This is a genomic window from Rhodococcus sp. G-MC3, assembly GCF_030063335.1.
Lineage (GTDB): Bacteria > Actinomycetota > Actinomycetes > Mycobacteriales > Mycobacteriaceae > Rhodococcoides.
Map to the genome: position 1 here is coordinate 177,572 of NZ_JASISW010000008.1, position 19,064 is coordinate 196,635.

Sequence of the window (19,064 nt, forward strand, 5' to 3'; positions counted from 1 at the left end):
GGTGCTCGTGAATCTCCCCGTGGACGGTCGTACGCCACTCGTACTCGTGTCCGGTTGGACCGGAGCCATGGACGGCGTCGTGGGCTCACTGCTCACGCCGGGCACCGTCGCGGTCAAGCACGACCTCGGCCGCGTCTACGAAGGCGTCGTCCGCAGAACGATCTACATCGCAGGCGAGGCGCCGCGCGAAACGATCCTCGAACTCGCGCACGGCTGCGTGTCCTGCACACTGCGCGAGGATTTGCTGCCACTCCTCCGCAAGCTCGCGACTCGAAGCTCCGTCGAACGCGTCGTGCTCGCCATGGACCCAGCGTTGGAACCGGAGGCTCTGTGCTGGGCAATCGAGAACGTCGTCATCACCGGCGTGGTCGGACAGATCGATGGCTCCGCCTCTCGGGATGTCCGTATCGACGCCGTCATCGACTGTCTCGACGCCGCTACCTGGCTCGCCGATGCCACCGGCGATGACGGGCTCGCCGACCGCGGCATCGTCGCAAGCGGTGACGATGATCGGACTGTCGCGCAGGTAGTCGTCGGGCAGGTCGATTACGCCGACGCCGTCGTCGTGACCGCAGGACCCGAGGTCGACGGGTGGGAGCGAGCGAAACTGAATGCGGTACTCGCCCGTCTCGCACCGGGCGCTCCTGTTGCTTGGGTCGGGCCGACCGACGAACTCGATGTCGAAGCGCTACTGGCGGCTGTTCCATTCGATGCCAGAAAAGGTGCGATCACCGACGCGCACTCTCCGTTGCTTCGTGGCCAACCGCCGCTGACCGCCGATTGCGGAGTGTCCCTTGTCGAGTTCACCGCGAACCGGCCGTTTCATCCCGAGCGGTTGCACGAAGCGATCGACGTGCTGCTCGACGGCGTCGTCACCGCGCGTGGACGGGCATGGGTGGCAACACAACCCGACGAGGCCCTGTGGATCGAATCGGCCGGCGGTGGGCTTCGCGTCGCGAGCGCGGGCACGTGGCTCGCGGCGATGACACCCGAGGAACAGGACGGGATCGACACGGCCCGTCGGGCGATGGCGGCGCTGCGGTGGGACGAGACGTTCGGTGACCGCGATACCTCGCTCGTGATTCTGGTGCACGCCGCCGACCCGACCGAGATCGATCGAACCCTGCAGTGGGCGTTGGTGTCCGACGACGAGATGCTCGACCCCCCGGCCTGGGCGGACTGGAACGACCCGTTCGGTCAATGGCATGAAGACCCCTGTGAAACAAGCGAGTCCCCGTACTCGGACCAGAAGAGAGAGGCAACAGAATGAAGGCAGGAATTCACCCCGACTACCACCCGGTGGTCTTCCAGGATGCGGGAACGGGGACCCAGTTCCTCACCCGCTCCACCATAACGAGCGCCCGCGAGGTCGATTGGGAGGACGGCAACACTTATCCGCTGGTGATCGTTGACGTCACCAGCGAATCGCACCCGTTCTGGACCGGTGCGACGCGCATCATGGACACCCAGGGGCGCGTAGAGAAGTTCGAGAAGCGCTACGGGCGCCGCACCAGGAAGGACATCTGAGTCATGGCTGTTCCGAAACGGAAGATGTCGCGTTCCAACACCCGTAGCCGGCGAGCGCAGTGGAAGGCTGTTGCGCCTGATCTCGTGCCCGTGAACGTCGGCGGCCAGCAATTTCGTGTTCCTCGACGGCTTGTGAAAGCGGTGCAGATGGGGGTCTTCGACCCCAGGTGAGTGGAAATACGTCCCCTGCGACGTATTTCCGTTCACCTGGACGGGGCGCGGTAAGTTGACCTGATGGTCGATCCCGCCCCGTCCAGCAAGGACATCAAACGCTGGCGGCAGTATCTTGCCGACGAGCGAGCCGAGGCCGCTGTCTACCGCGACCTCGCAGGCAGGCGTTCAGGCGAAGAGCGTGAAATTCTGCTCGCACTCGCAGCTGCGGAGGAACGGCACGAAGACCATTGGCGGTCACTTCTGGGTGATCGCGTGGGCATGCCGTTGCGCGGGGACATCCGATCGCGACTTCTCGGTGTCCTGGCCCGGCGGTTCGGGTCTGTCTTCGTGCTCGCCCTTGCGCAGCGCGCAGAGTCGAGGTCCCCGTACACAGCCGAACTCGGCGCCACCGAGGCGATGATCGCCGACGAGCAGATCCACGCCGAGGTGGTACGAGGTCTCGCTGCACGCGGCCGAAACCGCCTGTCCGGCACGTTCAGAGCGGCCGTGTTCGGGGCGAACGACGGACTCGTCAGCAACCTCGCTCTGGTTCTCGGTATCAGCGGGAGCGGGGTCTCCAACCACATCATCCTGGTGACCGGTCTCGCCGGCCTGCTCGCGGGAGCGTTGTCGATGGGAGCGGGGGAGTACGTCTCGGTGCGGTCCCAACGCGAGCTGCTCGAGGCGTCGTCACCCGCGGGTTCGGCGTGCGAGGCGGTCCAGCATCTCGATGTCGACGCCAACGAATTGGCGTTGGTCTACCGAGCCCGAGGGATGTCCGTGGACGTGGCCGAAGCGAAAGCGTCCGGGGTGCTCGCACACCTGACGTCCGACGACGCGATGGAGGCTGCCGAGGATGACCACGAAGCCGTCGGGACTGGGCTCGGTGCCGCGGTAGCCAGCTTCTGCTTCTTCGCCTCCGGTGCGGTCATCCCCGTGCTGCCATATCTTGTCGGACTCGAAGGTGTTGCGGCGCTTGTCGTTGCAGCAGTGCTGGTTGGAATCGCGCTTATCGGGACCGGCCTGATTGTTGGACTGCTCAGCGGAGGCCCGCCCGTCAAACGCGCGCTGAGGCAGCTCGCCATCGGCTACGGTGCGGCAGGCGCGACCTATCTGCTCGGTGCTCTTTTCGGCGGGGGCGTCTGACAGAAAATCAGGTGCGCTGAAGGCTCGGTGGACGCTACTGTGCTCACATGTTCTTCTCCTCCCGGGCCCTCGCCGCCGCCTGCGTGACGGCTGCTCTCGTCGCCACCGGTTTCATCGTCGGCCCGGGTGCCGCGTCGGCCGAGGACACTGCACCCGGCACCATCGTGGATGTCGAGGAGCTCGCCTCCGAACTGTGGCTGCCCGGCGCGGCGGAAGCGAAGCGAATCACGTATTGGACCATCGGTTCGGATGGGTTGCCCGCGCTGAGCACCGGCGCGTTCTTCGTCCCCGAAGGTACTGCGCCCGAGGACGGCTGGCCGGTCATCGGCTGGGCTCACGGCACTTCCGGTGTCGACGACAACTGCGCGCCCTCGCTCGTCGGGCCAGCCGACCCCGCGCGTGATCGGCAGTACCTGGGAGCCTGGTTGGGTCAGGGATATGCGATCGCAGCGACGGACTACGTCGGCCTCGGGACTGCGGGGATCATGCCGTATCTCGACGGCAAAGTTGAGGCGCACAGCGTCGTCGATTCAGTGAAGGCATCGCGTGCGGTGGAGGCATCCCTGTCGAACAAGTGGGTTGCCGTCGGGCAGTCGCAGGGCGGAGGAGCGGCGATCATCACAGCTCGCTACGCGACGGAATATGGCGGTCCCGGACTCGATTATCGCGGCGCGGTCGGCACCGGCGTTCCGGCGAACATCGAACTTGCGTTGCTGCCCGCTGGTCCCGGCTTCTTGCCGATTTCGCTGAGCAAAGGCCTGACGACGTATGCGCTGTACATCCTGTCGGGCCTGCGTGCGGCGCACCCGGAGGTCAACATCAACGCGTATCTCACTGACGAGGGCCGAGAAACCGTGGACAAGGCCGAGACGCTGTGTGTGCTCGACGCCGAAGAAGAATTCGATGGGCTCGTCACGGGCGACTTGTTCTCCAGACCGCTGAACCAGATCCCGAATTTCTACGGCTTGCTGAACGACTACATGGGCGTCCCGACGCGTGGGTACGACCGACCGGTGTTCATCGCTCAGGGCTTGTTGGATACGGATGTGCCTGCGCCTGCTGCTCTTTCGTTGGTGGCGCAGATGAAGGCCAACGGGCAGGACGTCACCCTGCACACCTATCCCAGTGATCACAGCGGCGCAATGCTGCAATCACAAACGGATTCTCTTCCGTTCGTGAAACAACTTTTCGACTAGCGCCTCCTCGGCTTTGCAACTTTGATACCGCAGGGGGCTGAGAGGAATCATCATGCCCCCGAAGAAGGCGGGCTCGAAGCTGCTGAATTGGGCTTCTCATCTCGACGACAATGCACTGGCTCAGGCGCGGGAGACCGCGTCGATGCCGTTCGTCCATCCCCACCTCGCACTGATGCCCGACGCCCACAGTGGCATGGGCAGTGCCGTGGGGACCGTGATTCCAACACTCGGGGCGGTCATTCCGGCCGCGGTGGGCGTCGATATCGGTTGCGGAATGATCGGTGTGCGAACAGGATTCACCAAGTCCGACGTCGGCGGCCGTGATCTGTCGGTATTGCGTCTCGCAATCGAGGCAAGTATTCCGCTGTCGATGGGTAACTACAACGCCGACGTCCACGCGTGGGATTTCACAGCGCCGAAGCTGGCGGAGTTGGAGGGAATGGCCGCGGCGAACAGTGTCGATCTGTCGCACTCGCCGAAGTGGCGTGAGCAGCTCGGATCGCTTGGCTCGGGCAATCATTTCATCGAAATGTGCCTCGACGAGACCGATCAGGTGTGGCTGTTCCTGCACAGTGGAAGCCGCGGTGTCGGAAACAAGATCGCGCAGAAGCACATCAAGATCGCGCAGCGGTTGTGCGCGCAGTGGTGGATCGATCTGCCGAACAAGGATCTTGCATACCTCCCCGAGGGAACGCCTGAGTTCAGCAGGTACATCAAGGATCTCAGGTGGGCGCAGAGGTTTGCGTACCTGAATCGAGCCGAGATGATGGACCGGTTCGGTGCTGTGTTCGCGCGGTGGATGGGGACCGAGAATCACCTGGAGCTCGAAAGGGTGAATTGTCATCACAATTACACCGTGAAGGAGACGCACGCGAAGAAGGACGTGTGGCTGACCCGTAAGGGCGCGGTCGATGCGCACGAGGGTGTCAAGGCGATCATCCCCGGCTCGATGGGGACGCGGTCCTACGTCGTGATCGGTAAGGGAAGTGCGTCCGGGCTGTGCTCGGCTCCGCACGGCGCGGGGCGGAGGTTCTCGAGGACCGAGGCCAGGAAGCGGTTCACGCTGGAGGACTTGCGGAACCGGATGGTGGGCATCGAGTTCCGTGACGGCGAGGAGTTCGTCGACGAGATTCCTGACTCGTACAAGGACATCGACGTGGTGATGGCCGACGCGTCGGATCTGGTGACCATCGAGCACGAGCTGCGGCAGATTCTCAACGTCAAGGGGACCTGATCAGCGGCTGCGCCGCAGGAGACCGATCGGTATGAGAGGGTCGGGCATGGAGGATTTCCCGCCCATGCGGCCGGTCAGTGTTCAACCGGAGGGACCGAGCCCGGCGCCGTTGTGGAAACGCGGCGCGGTAGTGCTACTCGTCGTCGTGACAGTGGTGGCGAGCTCCTCGTTACGTGGGGGTTCGCCGACCGCGTCGGTCATTGCGGGTGTGTTGGTAATCGGAGGGTGCGGCCTTTTCACGGCATCGATCTTTCGAGAACTGCGCGAGAATCGCACCAATTTGATTCGCTGGTGGGGCCGACAGGAAGTTCAGCCGCACAGCACCGATCTATTGTCGATGCTGGGGTCGTCGCTTGCTGGAATCGGAGCGGTGATACTCACTTTCGATGATTCGATTCCGTGGCCTCTGCCCATCGTTGCCGTCTTCGCATTCATGATGCTGATCACTGCCAGTCTCTACATTCCGCATAATCGCAGAGTTCGGCGTCTTCACAACCACTTCTGACGTTTGAACACGAGGTACAGCCCGCTGGAGCAGAGAACCATCAGCGTGATGGCGAGTGGATAGCCCAAGTGCCACTTCAGTTCTGGCATGTCCTCGAAGTTCATGCCATAGATCGCAGCGACCAGGGAGGGCGCGAACAAGATTGCGCCCCAGGAGGAGATTTTTTTCGTCTGCTCGGACTGGTCGAGGCTCACCTGCGTCATGGCCCGCATTTCTTCGTTCTGCTGCTGCCCGACGAGTGTCGCATTGACCTGCAGCGCATTCTGCAAGTTCACGCGAAAGGAGTCGACTCGTTCGGCAATGTGTACGCAGTGATCGAGGACGTCGCGCAGGTTGCGTTGCAGTTCGAGGTCGACGTCGTACTTGTCTTCGCCCCGCTTCAGCGATTCGATCATCGACACCAACGGTGCTGCCGCGCGCTGGAATTCGGTCACTTCACGCGAGAGCGTATAGATGCGTCGTGAGACGGAGGGGTCGCGCGAGAAGAGCTGATCCTCGATCTCGTCGATGTCGTTCTGCAGGCCTTCGACGACGGGCTGATATTCGTCGACGATCTGGTCGAGGATCGCGTAGAGCACTGCCTCGGTGCCAAGTTTCAGGAGGTCTGGGTTCTCTTCCAGGCGCGTCCGTACGGTGGCCAGCTCCGGCGACTCCGCATGGCGAATGGTGATGACGAAGTCGGAACCGAGAAATACGTGCAATTCTCCGAATTCGACCTTTTCGGTCTCGTCGATATACCGCGCAGGCCGCAGCACGACGAACAATTGGTCGTCGTAGCGTTCGAGTTTGGGTCTCTGGTGTGCCGCAATGGCATCTTCCACGACCAGGCGGTGTAGCCCGAATTCGACTGCTACAGAGTTTATTTCATCTACTCCGGGCCGGTACAGCCCGATCCACGCCATTCCGTGACGATCACGCATGATCTCGAAGGTGGATGCCAGATCGTCCGGATTCGCGGTTCGTTTGCCATCGACGTAGACAGCGTTGTCGACGATCGTCAACATGCACCCAGCCTTTACTCTCGGAGTTTCGCTTTCAAGCCTTCCAGATTGTGGTCCCCCGGGCCAGAATGGGGTATGGACCAGCGAATAGATTTTCTCACCCTTGCCACGCCCGACGTCGATGCTTCCCGGTCCTTCTATCGGGACGGGCTCGGCTGGACCCCGCTGCTGGATGTGCCGGGGGAGATCATTTTCTTCCAGATCGCATCGGGCCTGGTGCTGGGTCTGTTCGACGCCCAGAAGTTCACCGAGGACCTGGGCCGGGATGGTGAACCTGCCGCGGTGAGCGGCCTGACGCTCTCCCACAACGTCGATGGCCCGGCCGAAGTGGATCAGACGGTTGCGGCTGCAGTTGCAGCTGGCGGGACTCTGATCAAGCAACCTCAGAAGGCAGCGTTCGGCGGGTACAACGGGCATTTCGCGGATCCGAACGGGGTGATCTGGGAGGTCTGCCACAACCCGGGGTGGAGTGTCGATGCCGACGGAAAGGTGCAGCTGAGTGAACTCTGATTGTCGTCCCTGGGCGGATTTCCGCGAGTGCGCAAGGTTCTCTGCGGCTTCCTGACGGTCGTGCGGAGGCACTCTTCTCATCGCTTGCGAATCGGTCGGTGGTGGGGTTTTTTCGAACGCATTTTCTGTCGGTTGAGTGCCATTGATCATCTCGGACCTCAGTTCGCGCCGGGGCTCGATTCCGTGCCGCGTTCTTGTCGGTGCCGCCGAGTAGTCTCGAACGTATGTTCGATACAGGGGTTTCGGCGGGGGACGCCGCGGGTGGTTCGGCGGGGGTTGATGCTGCCTGCGCTCGGGCCGTCGACGACGCGGTGTCGGCGGGGTTGATCGGGTTTACCGCTCGATGCCGGGTGGCGGAGAACATCGCGCGGGCGCGGGTGGTGGAGTCGGTGTGTGAGGTCACCGAGATCCGTCTCGCTGCCGCCGAAGACGAGGGCGGGGATCCGGCGACGGTGATGCGGTCGGTGGTGTGCGAGATCGCAGCAGGGCTCAATGTCTCGCAGATGGTGGCGCGGCCGTTCGTGGAGACAGGATCGGTGCTGGATCGGTTGCCGTTGACGGCGGTGCGGTTCGTGTACGGAAATTTGGATTGGGCGCGGACGCAGGTGATCGCGCGGGTACTGGGCAAGGCGTGCGATGCGACGATCAAAGCTCTCGAGTTCGAGGCGGTCGCGGCAGCGGAAGTGTGGGGTCCGCGGTCGTTGAAGTTGGAACTGTGGGCGTTGTGGGCCGAGTACGACGAGGAGGAGGCTCGCGCGGCGAAGGGGTCGGCCGTCAAGGCTGCCCGCGGAGTGTCCCTGCGCTGCGAGGGTGACGGGTCCTCGGTGCTGAAGGCGACGCTCACCGATATCGAGGGCGCGGAGGCGCAGGCGTTGGTGGAGGAGATCGCCGGGACGGTGTGCGGGCGGGATCCGCGGCCGGCGGTGCAGTTGCGGGCGGATGGATTGTTGGCGTTGATTCATGGTGAGCATGCGCTCGAATGCGCGTGCGATCTCGGTGAGCAGTGCCCGCAGTTCGGGGTGGCGGATCTGGTGGATGGTCGGCGTGGGCATCTTCTGCAGATTCAGATCGATGTGGAGACACTGTTGGGGTTGACTTCGACGCCGGCGCGGTTGGCGGATGGGACTGCGCTCGATGCCGAGGTGGCGCGGGTGTTGGCCGAGGATGCTCGGTGGCAAGCATTGTTGACGGAGTTGGTGGTTGCTCTCGATGCCCGCAACAGTGACTCCGACAGCACCGGACACGGCAGCACTGGAAACGGCAGTGGGGCAGAGAAGTCCGGTACCGAGACACCTGAGGCGAAACCGACCGATGGTCCTGAGGCGACGCCGACCGATACACCCGCCGGAGGTGGGTTGCGGGGTGGGATCAGGGTTCCGCGTCTGATCTTTCGGGGCCGGATACGCCGTGCAGCGACAGTCCCGGCCCGGCCGAAACGTACTGCCGGTTCACCGAATCGGCCTCCGGCCCGCGGGAAGGGTACGGCCAGCGATGCTGCCCGCGCCCACGCGGTCGCCGTGCTACTGGCGGCGATCGGGAAGGACCCGGCACTGGCGGCCGGGGTCTTTCCCGGCGGGCACGGCGGACTCACCGCACCACCGCCCGGTGCGTTGACCTACAAGCCCGGCGCCGAAGTGGCCGCGCGCGTGCGGATGCGTTATCGCACGTGCACCCATCCTGGCTGCGCGGTCCCTGCGGCGCGCTGCCAACTCGATCACATCGTTCCTTTCGATCACGACAACCCGGCGCGGGGTGGGTGGAGTATCGAGACGAATCTGCATCCGGCGTGTGGGGGGCATCATCAACTGAAAACCTCGAAGCTCTGGACTGTCGCCTACCTTGCCGGTGGTGCGATTCTGTGGACGAGCCGCACCGGGATCCGATCGATCACGCTGCCGCGGCTCGGCTGCCCCGCACCGCCGCGCAGCCGCAAACGAGGACGAAAAACCGTAGAGCCGGAACCCGATATCAAGGCACCGACCTGGTGGGAGAAACACATGTCCACCGACACACCGGAGCCGACCGCCGCCGATCAACGCGCCGCGGAAACCGATGCTGCCCGCACCCGAATCCGATTACTGCGAAGACGATTCCGCGAACACAACACCATCCGAAAACTCCGCAAGAACGCCGAACCCCCACCCTTCTGACCGCAGGTAGCGGGATCCGACGATCTCTGAAGGAGCGAGCCTGCACTGCGACGTAAATGAGAGCACCTGCGACGCACAACGCCGCCGAAAAGACGCGCAAGCAGACCGGTTCAAGTCAGCTGAACGGTGCGACAAAGCTCATTCGCCCGCAGAGTCCTGTTCGACGACCACTGCCGTTCGTTGCCTCCATATCCGGGAAGCAATCGATCCGTTGTCGAGACTGCCGGCCAACGCATCGCGCTCGGCGATCTCACGTGCGGCGGCTCACCTTCGTTGCCGTTCTTGGTTTGGATGCTGTCAGGACGATTCGGTTCCGACGTCGCGACTTGGCAACGGGTATCGAGAGCCCGGCCGACGGGGGCATGGAATCCTTAGCCCGTGCTCGTCGATGTGCTGGGTTATGTGGGAATCGTGGCGTTCGCGGCCTCAGGTGCGCTGATCGGCGTCAAGAAGCGCCTCGACCTGTTCGGAGTCTGCGTCGTCGGGATAACGACGGGCATCGGCGGCGGCATCATCCGCGATCTGCTGCTCGGCATCCACCCACCGGTGTCGCTCGACCAGTGGCCGAACCTGACGGTGGCCTTCGCCTCATCGTTGCTGGTGTTCGTCGCCCACCCGGTCATCGACCGCGTGTGGCGAGGCGTTCTACTGTTCGACGCGTTCGGTATGGGCCTGTTCGCCTCGACCGGCGCGAGCATCGCGCTCGCGAACGGCGGTAGCTCGCTGTCCGCGTGCCTGATCGGTGCGACGACGGCCGTCGCGGGCGGCGTCATCAGGGACGTCCTGGTCAACGAGGTTCCGCTGCTTCTCCGTCGTGACCTCTATGCAGTGCCGGCATTGATCGGAAGCACCGCGGTGGCCGTAGCCAATGGGGTGGGATGGGCAGGCAATCTGGGTTTGATCATCGGCACCGTCCTCGCTACCGGGCTGCGCCTTCTCGCGCTCTGGAGGCGCTGGAATCTCCCCATTGCCAGCCGACTGCCAGCAGATGATCAGGTGACATAGGGACCCTTCTCAGACATATCTCAGTCCGTCAGTCCAAACTAGGACAATGCGCATTCTGGTAGTCGACGACGATCGAGCGGTTCGGGACTCGCTTCGTAGGTCGCTCACCTTCAACGGTTACACGGTCGAGCAGGCGGTAGACGGTCTCGACGCACTCGAAAAAGTGGCAGCTTCGCGCCCCGACGCTCTGGTGTTGGACGTGATGATGCCTCGGCTCGACGGCCTCGAAGTGTGCCGTCGGCTGCGGAGTACTGGCGACGACCTTCCTATCCTCGTTCTCACCGCCCGCGATTCGGTCTCGGAGCGGGTAGCGGGTCTCGACGCCGGTGCCGACGATTACCTACCCAAGCCCTTCGCGCTCGAAGAACTGCTGGCGCGTCTTCGTGCTCTGCTCCGCCGCACAGCGATGGATGCGGACGCTGATTCGGAGGCGATGACATTCGCCGATCTCTCGCTCGACCCGGTTACCCGTGAGGTCACCCGCGGCGAACGGTCCATCAGCCTGACACGCACCGAGTTCTCGCTCATGGAAATGCTGATGATGAATCCGCGTCGCGTGCTCACCCGCAGTCGCATCCTCGAAGAAGTGTGGGGTTACGACTTCCCGACGTCGGGCAACGCCCTCGAGGTGTACGTCGGATACCTGCGTCGAAAGACAGAGGCTGAAGGCGAGACCCGGCTGATTCACACGGTCCGCGGCGTCGGCTACGTACTTCGTGAGACTCCTCCGTAATGGTTGCTCCTCTTACTCGAAAGCCCTTAGGAGCGGATCCTTCGGTAATGCGTCCGCCCATGCCGTTGACGCGCACAGTGTCATTGAGGTGGCGAGTGACGCTGCTTGCTGCCTCCGTCGTGGCAATCGCGGTTGCGGTCATGGCAATCGCCGCATACGCGGTGGTGTCGCGGGCGCTGTATGGAGATGTGGACACTCAACTCCGTAGCCGCGCCGACGCGCTGATCAACAGCAACGTCGTGACCTTCGACCCTCGGTACGTCGCGGGCGCAACGCTGTACAGCACCGACGTGTCGGTGGCGTTGATCTTCCCCGACCTGACGAAGTACGTCCCTCCCGGCTCGAAGGTGCCGATAGGCGACCCGGAGATAGCGGTCGCCAAAGGTGTCTCGGATCTTTCACTCAGAACCGTCGACGATCAACGAGTGCTGAGTCAGCGCACGCAGGACGGCAGCACAATCATTATTGCGCAACGACTTACGCCGACGGGTGAGGTGCTCGACCGGTTGGCCTGGGTGCTGCTGATCGTCGGTGCCTGTGGCGTGGTCTTGGCCGCTGGTGCCGGAATGGCAGTGGGCCGCACGGGTCTGCGGCCGATCGCACGATTGACCGCGGCCGCTGAACGGGTAGCGCGAACCGACGACCTGACTCCTATCCCGGTGACCGGCGACGACGAATTGGCGCGTCTCACCGAGAGTTTCAACACGATGTTGCGCGCGTTGGCCGAGTCGCGAGGTCGTCAGAGTCGCCTCGTTGCCGACGCTGGACACGAACTGCGCACTCCGCTGACTTCGCTGCGCACCAACATGGAGTTGTTGATCGCTTCGGGACGTCCTGGTGCACCGTCGATCCCGGACGAGGACATGGCAGAACTGCGCACAGATGTGGTCGCGCAGATCCAAGAACTCTCCACTCTCGTAGGCGATCTGGTCGACCTCGCGCGGGAGGATGCGCCCGAGACAGTCTTCGAGCGCGTTGACTTTGCGGATGCAGTCGAGCGCAGTCTCGAGCGGGTTCGGCGAAGGCGCAACGAGATCGATTTCGACGCAACGCTGGAGCCGTGGTTCGTCTACGGCGACCAGGCGGGTCTCTCACGGGCAGTACTGAACGTCCTCGACAACGCAGCCAAGTGGAGTCCGACGGGCGGCGAGGTACGCGTGGTGATGCGCAGGATCGGCGACGGCCTTCTGGAACTGACGGTCGACGACGCGGGCCCAGGTATCCCCGAGGAAGATCGCGAGTTGGTGTTCGAGCGGTTCTATCGTTCGACGGCGTCGCGCTCCATGCCGGGTTCGGGTCTCGGGCTTGCGATCGTGCGTCAGGTGGTCGTGAAACACGGTGGCACCATCGCAGTGGAAGTGTCCGATCGCGGAGGCGCGCTCATCCGGATCGTGCTGCCCGGGGAACCTGCACCGGACCTCGACAACGTCGAGACCATAGTCACGGCAAACTGATAGGTACATCTCAGGACGCTCTCAGTACGACCAGGCAAAGTTATCGGTAACAAGGCGGGTGACCTCGAATTCCACGAGGTTTCTAGTGAAAGAAGCGACTGCAGATGACCGACGACCGTAGAGACTCCGAGCAGAACGACTCTGCTGACTCCCAGAACAACCCTACCCAGCAGAATCCAACCGCCCAGAATCCAACCGGCCAGCATCCGGCAGCTGAGAATCAGACGCAGCAACACGATCAGCATGCGACCCAGCAGTTCCCCACGCAGCAGTACGGACAGCAGGGCCAGCAGCATGCTGAATCTGGGCCGCAGCCATCCGGTCACTACGGTCAAAACCACTACGGCCAGAACCCCTATGAGCAGAACTACGGGTACGGCCAGCAGCAGCATGCGAATCCTCAGGCTCACGCAGCTCCTCAGCAGTTCGACGGTGCGCAGCAGGCACCCGCGGCGCTGAAGCGTCGACCAGGCAGGGCAACCCTCGCGGCAGGCGCCATTGCATTGGTGCTCGTCGGTGGCGGAATTGGCGGCGCTGTAGGCGTTTTGGCTGCCGGAGGCACCGAAGGTTCTGGCCCTGCAACCAATTCGCTGAACTCCACGATCACTGCCGCGCAACCGGCAGCGAACTTCCCCGACGGTTCAATTCAGGCAGTGGCGAATAAGGTGCTGCCGAGTGTTGTGCAGATTCAGGTCACAGGAAGTCAGGCCGAGGGCGAAGGTTCCGGCGTGATCCTCTCGTCCGACGGCTTGATCCTGACGAACAATCACGTCGCGACCGGAGCCGGCGCGAACGGCAAGCTCACCGTTGCCTTCTCTGACGGATCGACTGCCGATGCGACACTCGTCGGAGCCGATGCGGTGTCCGACATGGCAGTTATCAAGGTCGCCGGCAAATCCGGCCTGACGCCTATCGAGTTGGGCTCGTCGGCGAACCTCGAGGTTGGCCAGCAGGTCGTGGCTATCGGTTCGCCTCTCGGTCTCGCCGGCACAGTGACGACGGGCATCGTGTCCTCATTGAACCGCCCGGTATCTACCAGTGGCGAATCCGGCAACCAGAACTCGGTGATCGACGCCATCCAGACCGACGCGGCAATCAACCCGGGCAACTCCGGCGGCGCGTTGGTCAACACCGAAGGACAGTTGATTGGCATCAACACTGCTATTGCATCCCTCGGTGGCAGCGAGTCTTCTGGCACTCAGAGCGGGTCGATCGGACTCGGGTTCGCCATTCCCGTCGATCAGGCCAAGCGCATCGCCGACGAGTTGAGCACCACTGGCAAGGCCACGCAGGCAATGATCGGTGTTCAGGTGCCGTCCAAGGACGAAGCCAACGGGGCGACGGTCGTCGAGGTCACCGAGGGCGGACCGGCCGCATCGGCGGGGATTCCCAAGGGCGCAGTGATCACCAAGGTCGATGATCGTGTGATTGCAACCGGTGACGCGCTCATCGCGGCCGTGCGATCCCACGCCCCCGGCGACTCCGTCACCATCACCTACACCGACGGTGGCGCCGCCAAGACCGCGGACGTCACGCTTGGTACGGCCGAAGCGCAGACCGCGGCGGTCCAGGCGCCGACGAAGGAACAGGCTCCGTCGGAGCAGTCGCCGCTTCAGATCCCCGGATTCCCCGGTGGCCGCTGATGATCGTCGACACTGATTTTCTCGCCACCGTGGCAACTATTTACGGACAGCGCGAGTCCCAGCAGGGGGCTACTACTACGGTAGGCAGTATGGAACTAGAGGCACCTCTGGCTGGGCGGGCGTTGGTCGTGATCGTGGACGATCGGACCGCGCACAGTAGCGATAAGGATTCGACCGGCCCCTTGGTGACGGAACTTCTCACCGAAGCAGGGTTCTTGGTGGACGGCGTAGTGGCGGTCACCTCGGACGAGGTGGATGTTCGCAACGCTCTGAACACCGCAGTCATCGGTGGTGTGGACCTCGTGGTGTCGATCGGCGGCACCGGCGTCTCGCCCCGAGACGTCACCCCGGATGTCACCGCCGAGGTGCTCGACCGCGAAATCCCCGGCATCAGCGAAGCGCTGAGGTCTTCAGGGCTCGCGGCAGGTTCGTTGGACGCCGGTCTCTCTCGTGGCCTCGTAGGAGTCTCCGGCAGCACCCTGGTGGTGAATCTCGCGTCCTCACGCGCTGCGATCCGCGACGGGATGGCGACGCTGACCCCATTGGCGGCCCAGGTCATCTCGGAACTCTCCGGTTTGGACGCCTGAGACGGCAATGCCGAGTCACGACGAACAGGGCAGTACAGAACAACAGCACGACGATGTGAGCCGGGCCCAGCAGCAACGGGCCCGGCTCGCTCGTATATTCGGTGACGTCCTACCCGAATCGACGGGTGACGACAAGCCTGATGGAGCAGACGCTCGATCCGACGATTGGTTCACGAGCGAGCGGCCACCTCACCACACGTAATGTGATCCACGACACATTTAGTTTGCTTGAATCACATATTTGTTAGTCGTTCGTTTACTTGCCGTTAGCGCTGCGGCGTCGAATGCCAGGCAAAGCAGGCTTCGGATCAGATGCATTTTCAGCCCGCCCTTCGGAGCCGGTGCCGTCGCGGATGGGGTCGCAGCCGAACGTCTCCGCATTTCAGGCTGCCTTTACTTGACGGTGAGGTTAGTAACGGATCGGCAACGGCGGCATTTTGTGTGACGTGGGTTACCGCTCAGTTAGGTGTGAAGGCTGTTCACACGCACGAAACACATCACAATTCAGGCATGTGTGATGGCAATTCGTAGGGATTGTCTCGATCCGGTACTTCCTCTAATGTTCCCCTCAGCTTCCGACAACGAGGGCGTGTAGCAACACGTTCCACCCCGCGCTGCCGGAACTTTAAGGTGAGCCTGATCCAAGGATCAAGTTCTGCTCGGGGATTCTCGGCAATGCTGCCGTCGCGATCCGAGGGTGAAAAGCCACAAGCTTCCCGTGCGATATCGCTGGGACTGAACATGATGAGGAAGTAAATGACGGAGATCCAGAAGCCGCGGCGCAGCCGTGGACTGAAGTCCACAAGCGCAGCGATCATTGCCGGCGCTTCGGTTGTCGGCCTGGTGCTCGGTACCGGTACCGCGTCCGCCGCTGTCGACAGCTCCAAGAGCATCGTCGACGGGGCTGGCAACACCGTTGTGCTGAGCTTGTCCGACTCCTTCGTCAGCGGCGTCGCGCCTCTCGACGGCAGCCCGATCACCCGTGAGTGGTTCTACGACGGACGCGCGTCGTTCGACGTGCAGGGACCGACTGCCGACGACTTCGAAGGCACTCTCAAGATGGGCCTGCAGATCGGCTACCCGATGAGCATCGGCGGTAAGGTCGAAATCGAGTGGGCCTCGCCGAGCGTTGATCTGGGAATCGGTTCGAGCAATGAGACGACAGCTGGCTTCGAGACAACAGCGGGCGATATTGCCAGCGGAGACGTACTCGATGGCCTCGGCAACATTCCCATCGCGGGCGAAGCCAAAAGCACTTCGGCATTGGACGTCGGCGTTCAGCTGATTCCGCAGGCCACCGCCACCCTCGACTTGGGCACCGGCTCGGGCGTCGTTCAGTCCGAAAGCGCAATCGCTACGTACAACGAGTCTGCTGATATCTCGAACACCGAGGGCGATGCAGCAGGCGCAGCCGGCTCCGTTCAGGTCGCTGGCCTCCACGGTACGGCTACCGGAGTCTTGGGCAACGTTACGGTTCGTCCGTACGCGACCCTCCTGAGCAGCGCCGGTGACGTCATCACGACGTACGGTCCTGCCGTTCGCCTCAACTGATCCTTTCCGATCCGTTGTAGCACGGTGTAACAACTTAAAAAGCTCAGGCCCGCGCGGTTCGTCCGTGCGGGCCTGAGTCTATGTTCGGCGCAGTATGTTTCGACGCAGTATGTTCAGTTCAATCGAGAGGCCTCTGGGAAAGATGCGTTCCAAGATCCGGTTCAATGTTCTTGCCGTCAGCGCTGTAGCTGCGTTGGCATTGATTTCAGGTTGCAGCAGCGACGGAGATACCGATACGGCGGCTGAGAACGTCGAGGCGTGCACCGCTTTCGCCTCCGATCAGAATGAGTTCGTCGGACTCCTCAAGACCGGCCCCGGCACAGCGGACGGTATCGACGCATGGACCGCAGCCAAAGGTGAGGCGATCGACAGGCTTCACGCCTTGCCGGCGACCGCAACCGGGTCGGTGTCCGAGTCTCTGACCAAATTCGTCGACGGTCTGCCCGAAGACACTCTCAGTCTGTCCGATACCGACAGTGAATCCGGCAAGGCGTATGTTGCCAACGCGAAAGCGATTGCGTCGGCCTGTGAGTCCGATGGGACCGCTATTACGCTCGACGAGCTTCCGTTGACTTCTTTTTCGAACTGAGATCGCTCCAAGGCGCATGGCGTTCTCGGAGTAATTGACAAGGCCGATTGAGCGGGTAAGTTGTTGCCCGTTCAATCGGCCATTGTGCGTCTGATCGCTCGAGGAAGCGCTTATTCCCTGCTGTGCTGACCTGACTTGTCGAGGTCGGCCGCGCCGCCCTCGATTGCTTCACCGCTACCGCCAGTGTCATCGGCAGGTGTGGAAATCTTTCTGCCTGCCGTCGTGCCGCCTGCGAGAATGTCTCTGATCTGGACAAGCACGTCCACATCGCTGAGTTCTTTTTCCGGTGAGCTCACGAAACGTTTTTTGGCGGTATTGACCGGCACGATGAGCACGAAGTACACCACTGCAGCGATTATCGCGAAGTTGATCACTGCAGTGATCACCGCTCCGACGTTGATGAATGTCTCTGCGCTGGAAGTGATTTGGAACCCCCAGCCGTACTCGTTCGAGCCGCCGAGTGCCGCCACCAGTGGATTGACGATGTTGGTTGTGAAGGCTGTCACAATGGCGGTGAATGCAGCGCCGACAACGACTGCGACTGCCAGATCGACAACGTTGCCGCGGAGTAGAAAATCCTTGAATCCTTTAAGCATGGGCGCTCCTTGATTGCTTGACGCGCTTCTATGGTTGTCGAAAGGTTAGTCGAATAGAGGGCGCTGCTGGGATTTGGGCGAGGCCCTGACCGTCGCCCTCGACTGCGTTGGTTGCTGGGAAATGACGCTGGTTTGCTATTTCGCAGTACGGGACGGTTCGGCTGAACCCCGCGATCGGCGAAGTAACGATCAGGACTAGGGCTTGTCGTATTGTGAGCAATACTAAGATTCGTCTTCTCACGCCCACGCGGGATATCATGCGTTTATGAGTCGTCACAGAGCCGCTGATTCAGCGCCGTCGAGCGAGTGGATCGACAAGGTGCTCGGCGCACGGCACAGGCTTTCGCAGTATCACGATCCGTCTGCCGCACTCGCGGATCGTTCCGCGTTGCTGTGGATGTTCCCCACGCAGGCATCCGTCGAGGACTACGCGCACCGATTCGAGGCGTACCGGAACCTCGGAACCTCCGCTGCTCTGCACGTCGTACGGGATGTATTTGCGGACTTCGACTCCTACGTCCTCCGGTTGTCCGATCAGCGAGTGATCGAGCACCGCCCGATGCGCTCCGACGACACCCTGCACAGCGATGTTTTCATCGAGACCCACGAATCCGCCGACGACACCGATGTCTTCGGTGTCCGAATCGTGTTCACCGACACCATCGGCGCCCTCGTGTTCACCGACTTCGCGACCTTCGTCGGCCACCTCGAAACTCCGTCGGTCGAGGTCTCCGAATCCGAGCCGGCAGAAAACCGCGACACCGGGTTGGCCGCAAGCAGCTAGTGCAGCATCGCCATCAGTGCAGTGTCACCGTCAGCGAATCGATGAGCGAAGACGCCGCCACCGTCGTCGCATCCTCGGGAGACATGGCCACCAGCACTACGCGATCGCGTTGATTCCGTCGCGCATCCTCGGGAGATACCAGGACCACGACAGCGTTCGATGCGAGGAGTCTGGCGCGTCGGTCGTCGTCGGTTCCGCCGACAGTCAGGACATCGACGGTGTCACCGGCCCGGAGCAGGTCCGTCACACCGGCATCGGTCAACCTGATGGGGACGACGCGGGCATCCTGACCTTCCACAGCGGACTCGGCCAGTCGTGACGACAGCAGGCGTAGATCGGTCAACGGCTCCCCGGCTCGGATCGGCCCCGCGACGGTGTGAGTGAGAACGTCGCCCACGTCCACGACGGCTCCGGCCGGAACGATCGCGGGGGAGTACTCGGCGATGCGCACATCGCCTGCCTCCAGCTTGATCCCTGGCTTCAGATCACGGGCGGCGACCACCACCGAAACACGGTCGGCTGCGGCAGCGTCCTGCACGTACAGCACCACCGCTGCCAGAGCGAGTGCACCTGCCCCGAGTCTTCGAAGCAGAATCGTCCTGGTCCAGCCCGGGCGAACAATGATTCGGTCGAGCAGCGTGGTGTCGAGGCGGGAGGGTCTGCGCGGCATGGGAGCACGCTAGCGTCGACGGCGCGGCAC

The 19,064-nt window shown here is 62.7% G+C and carries 20 protein-coding genes; 17 read left to right on the forward strand and 3 right to left on the reverse strand.

Going from position 1 to position 19,064, the window contains the following annotated elements:
• Positions 1 to 19 precede the first annotated feature (19 nt).
• The 7 genes from mrf to QMK17_RS11500 all read left to right on the forward strand — a co-directional run bounded on the left by mrf (position 20) and on the right by QMK17_RS11500 (position 5,761).
• Complete coding sequence (gene mrf, locus QMK17_RS11470; protein ID WP_283509327.1) at positions 20 to 1,270, forward strand: ribosome hibernation factor-recruiting GTPase MRF; 1,251 nt, start codon at positions 20 to 22, stop codon at positions 1,268 to 1,270.
• Entirely contained in the window at positions 1,267 to 1,527 is a 261-nt protein-coding gene (locus QMK17_RS11475) for a type B 50S ribosomal protein L31 (protein WP_283509150.1), read from the forward strand. Before mrf ends, QMK17_RS11475 begins: the two co-directional genes overlap by 4 nt.
• Positions 1,528 to 1,530: 3 nt before the next feature.
• Positions 1,531 to 1,698: a 50S ribosomal protein L32 gene (rpmF, locus tag QMK17_RS11480; protein WP_283509152.1), complete on the forward strand. Its 168-nt coding sequence runs from the start codon at positions 1,531 to 1,533 to the stop codon at positions 1,696 to 1,698.
• A gap of 63 nt (positions 1,699 to 1,761) precedes the next feature.
• A complete protein-coding gene (locus QMK17_RS11485; RefSeq protein ID WP_283509155.1) occupies positions 1,762 to 2,826 on the forward strand; it encodes a VIT1/CCC1 transporter family protein in 1,065 nt (354 codons plus the stop codon).
• Positions 2,827 to 2,873: 47 nt separating this feature from the next.
• Positions 2,874 to 4,022 (forward strand): lipase family protein, encoded by a 1,149-nt coding sequence (locus QMK17_RS11490; RefSeq protein WP_283509156.1) that lies wholly within the window; start codon positions 2,874 to 2,876, stop codon positions 4,020 to 4,022.
• Between the two features lie 52 nt (positions 4,023 to 4,074).
• Positions 4,075 to 5,256, forward strand: coding sequence for an RtcB family protein (locus tag QMK17_RS11495; protein ID WP_283509158.1), 1,182 nt, complete (start codon positions 4,075 to 4,077; stop codon positions 5,254 to 5,256).
• 31 nt (positions 5,257 to 5,287) lie between these two features.
• Entirely contained in the window at positions 5,288 to 5,761 is a 474-nt protein-coding gene (locus tag QMK17_RS11500) for a hypothetical protein (protein WP_283509159.1), read from the forward strand.
• On the opposite strand, the gene QMK17_RS11505 is transcribed toward QMK17_RS11500, so the two are convergent.
• Positions 5,746 to 6,765: a magnesium and cobalt transport protein CorA gene (locus QMK17_RS11505; RefSeq protein ID WP_283509161.1), complete on the reverse strand. Its 1,020-nt coding sequence runs from the start codon at positions 6,763 to 6,765 to the stop codon at positions 5,746 to 5,748. The genes QMK17_RS11500 and QMK17_RS11505 overlap by 16 nt on opposite strands.
• Before the next feature lie 72 nt (positions 6,766 to 6,837).
• Between QMK17_RS11505 and QMK17_RS11510 the strand changes: the two genes are divergently transcribed.
• From QMK17_RS11510 to QMK17_RS11555, 9 genes are all read left to right on the forward strand, one after another.
• Positions 6,838 to 7,272 carry a VOC family protein gene (locus QMK17_RS11510; RefSeq protein ID WP_283509163.1) on the forward strand — a complete coding sequence of 145 codons (435 nt, stop codon included), beginning with the start codon at positions 6,838 to 6,840 and terminating at the stop codon, positions 7,270 to 7,272.
• 224 nt (positions 7,273 to 7,496) lie between these two features.
• Positions 7,497 to 9,422: an HNH endonuclease signature motif containing protein gene (locus QMK17_RS11515; protein ID WP_283509164.1), complete on the forward strand. Its 1,926-nt coding sequence runs from the start codon at positions 7,497 to 7,499 to the stop codon at positions 9,420 to 9,422.
• A gap of 378 nt (positions 9,423 to 9,800) precedes the next feature.
• On the forward strand, positions 9,801 to 10,427 hold the full coding sequence (locus tag QMK17_RS11520; protein WP_283509166.1) for a trimeric intracellular cation channel family protein: 627 nt from the start codon (positions 9,801 to 9,803) through the stop codon (positions 10,425 to 10,427).
• Between the two features lie 46 nt (positions 10,428 to 10,473).
• Entirely contained in the window at positions 10,474 to 11,160 is a 687-nt protein-coding gene (locus QMK17_RS11525; RefSeq protein WP_115965708.1) for a response regulator transcription factor, read from the forward strand.
• Entirely contained in the window at positions 11,160 to 12,614 is a 1,455-nt protein-coding gene (locus tag QMK17_RS11530) for a HAMP domain-containing sensor histidine kinase (protein WP_283509169.1), read from the forward strand. Before QMK17_RS11525 ends, QMK17_RS11530 begins: the two co-directional genes overlap by 1 nt.
• A 104-nt stretch (positions 12,615 to 12,718) precedes the next feature.
• On the forward strand, positions 12,719 to 14,257 hold the full coding sequence (locus tag QMK17_RS11535) for a S1C family serine protease (RefSeq protein ID WP_283509171.1): 1,539 nt from the start codon (positions 12,719 to 12,721) through the stop codon (positions 14,255 to 14,257).
• Positions 14,258 to 14,346: 89 nt separating this feature from the next.
• Positions 14,347 to 14,844, forward strand: a complete 498-nt coding sequence (locus tag QMK17_RS11540; protein WP_283509328.1) for a MogA/MoaB family molybdenum cofactor biosynthesis protein — start codon at positions 14,347 to 14,349, stop codon at positions 14,842 to 14,844.
• A gap of 756 nt (positions 14,845 to 15,600) precedes the next feature.
• Positions 15,601 to 16,395 (forward strand): MspA family porin, encoded by a 795-nt coding sequence (locus QMK17_RS11550; RefSeq protein ID WP_283509174.1) that lies wholly within the window; start codon positions 15,601 to 15,603, stop codon positions 16,393 to 16,395.
• Between the two features lie 142 nt (positions 16,396 to 16,537).
• Entirely contained in the window at positions 16,538 to 16,984 is a 447-nt protein-coding gene (locus tag QMK17_RS11555) for a hypothetical protein (RefSeq protein ID WP_283509175.1), read from the forward strand.
• A 110-nt stretch (positions 16,985 to 17,094) separates the two neighbouring features.
• Here QMK17_RS11555 and mscL read toward each other — a convergent pair whose 3' ends face one another.
• On the reverse strand, positions 17,095 to 17,580 hold the full coding sequence (gene mscL / locus QMK17_RS11560) for a large conductance mechanosensitive channel protein MscL (RefSeq protein WP_283509176.1): 486 nt from the start codon (positions 17,578 to 17,580) through the stop codon (positions 17,095 to 17,097).
• Between the two features lie 265 nt (positions 17,581 to 17,845).
• Between mscL and QMK17_RS11565 the strand changes: the two genes are divergently transcribed.
• Positions 17,846 to 18,364, forward strand: a complete 519-nt coding sequence (locus QMK17_RS11565; protein WP_283509177.1) for a hypothetical protein — start codon at positions 17,846 to 17,848, stop codon at positions 18,362 to 18,364.
• A gap of 13 nt (positions 18,365 to 18,377) precedes the next feature.
• Here QMK17_RS11565 and QMK17_RS11570 read toward each other — a convergent pair whose 3' ends face one another.
• The gene (locus QMK17_RS11570) at positions 18,378 to 19,034 is read right to left on the reverse strand and encodes an SAF domain-containing protein (RefSeq protein ID WP_283509179.1); all 657 of its coding nucleotides are present in this window, start codon (positions 19,032 to 19,034) and stop codon (positions 18,378 to 18,380) included.
• Between the last annotated feature and the right edge of the window lie 30 nt (positions 19,035 to 19,064).

Bases quoted from the DNA above. Each gene is read 5' to 3' on its own strand.
- QMK17_RS11475 (WP_283509150.1), top strand. From the start codon at position 1,267: ATGAAGGCAGGAATTCACCCCGACTACCACCCGGTGGTCTTCCAGGAT.
- rpmF (WP_283509152.1), top strand. From the start codon at position 1,531: ATGGCTGTTCCGAAACGGAAGATGTCGCGTTCCAACACCCGTAGCCGG.
- QMK17_RS11485 (WP_283509155.1), top strand. From the start codon at position 1,762: ATGGTCGATCCCGCCCCGTCCAGCAAGGACATCAAACGCTGGCGGCAG.
- QMK17_RS11490 (WP_283509156.1), top strand. From the start codon at position 2,874: ATGTTCTTCTCCTCCCGGGCCCTCGCCGCCGCCTGCGTGACGGCTGCT.
- QMK17_RS11495 (WP_283509158.1), top strand. From the start codon at position 4,075: ATGCCCCCGAAGAAGGCGGGCTCGAAGCTGCTGAATTGGGCTTCTCAT.
- QMK17_RS11500 (WP_283509159.1), top strand. From the start codon at position 5,288: ATGAGAGGGTCGGGCATGGAGGATTTCCCGCCCATGCGGCCGGTCAGT.
- QMK17_RS11505 (WP_283509161.1), bottom strand. From the start codon at position 6,765: ATGTTGACGATCGTCGACAACGCTGTCTACGTCGATGGCAAACGAACC.
- QMK17_RS11510 (WP_283509163.1), top strand. From the start codon at position 6,838: ATGGACCAGCGAATAGATTTTCTCACCCTTGCCACGCCCGACGTCGAT.
- QMK17_RS11515 (WP_283509164.1), top strand. From the start codon at position 7,497: ATGTTCGATACAGGGGTTTCGGCGGGGGACGCCGCGGGTGGTTCGGCG.
- QMK17_RS11525 (WP_115965708.1), top strand. From the start codon at position 10,474: ATGCGCATTCTGGTAGTCGACGACGATCGAGCGGTTCGGGACTCGCTT.
- QMK17_RS11530 (WP_283509169.1), top strand. From the start codon at position 11,160: ATGGTTGCTCCTCTTACTCGAAAGCCCTTAGGAGCGGATCCTTCGGTA.
- QMK17_RS11535 (WP_283509171.1), top strand. From the start codon at position 12,719: ATGACCGACGACCGTAGAGACTCCGAGCAGAACGACTCTGCTGACTCC.
- QMK17_RS11540 (WP_283509328.1), top strand. From the start codon at position 14,347: ATGGAACTAGAGGCACCTCTGGCTGGGCGGGCGTTGGTCGTGATCGTG.
- QMK17_RS11550 (WP_283509174.1), top strand. From the start codon at position 15,601: ATGACGGAGATCCAGAAGCCGCGGCGCAGCCGTGGACTGAAGTCCACA.
- QMK17_RS11555 (WP_283509175.1), top strand. From the start codon at position 16,538: ATGCGTTCCAAGATCCGGTTCAATGTTCTTGCCGTCAGCGCTGTAGCT.
- mscL (WP_283509176.1), bottom strand. From the start codon at position 17,580: ATGCTTAAAGGATTCAAGGATTTTCTACTCCGCGGCAACGTTGTCGAT.
- QMK17_RS11565 (WP_283509177.1), top strand. From the start codon at position 17,846: ATGAGTCGTCACAGAGCCGCTGATTCAGCGCCGTCGAGCGAGTGGATC.
- QMK17_RS11570 (WP_283509179.1), bottom strand. From the start codon at position 19,034: ATGCCGCGCAGACCCTCCCGCCTCGACACCACGCTGCTCGACCGAATC.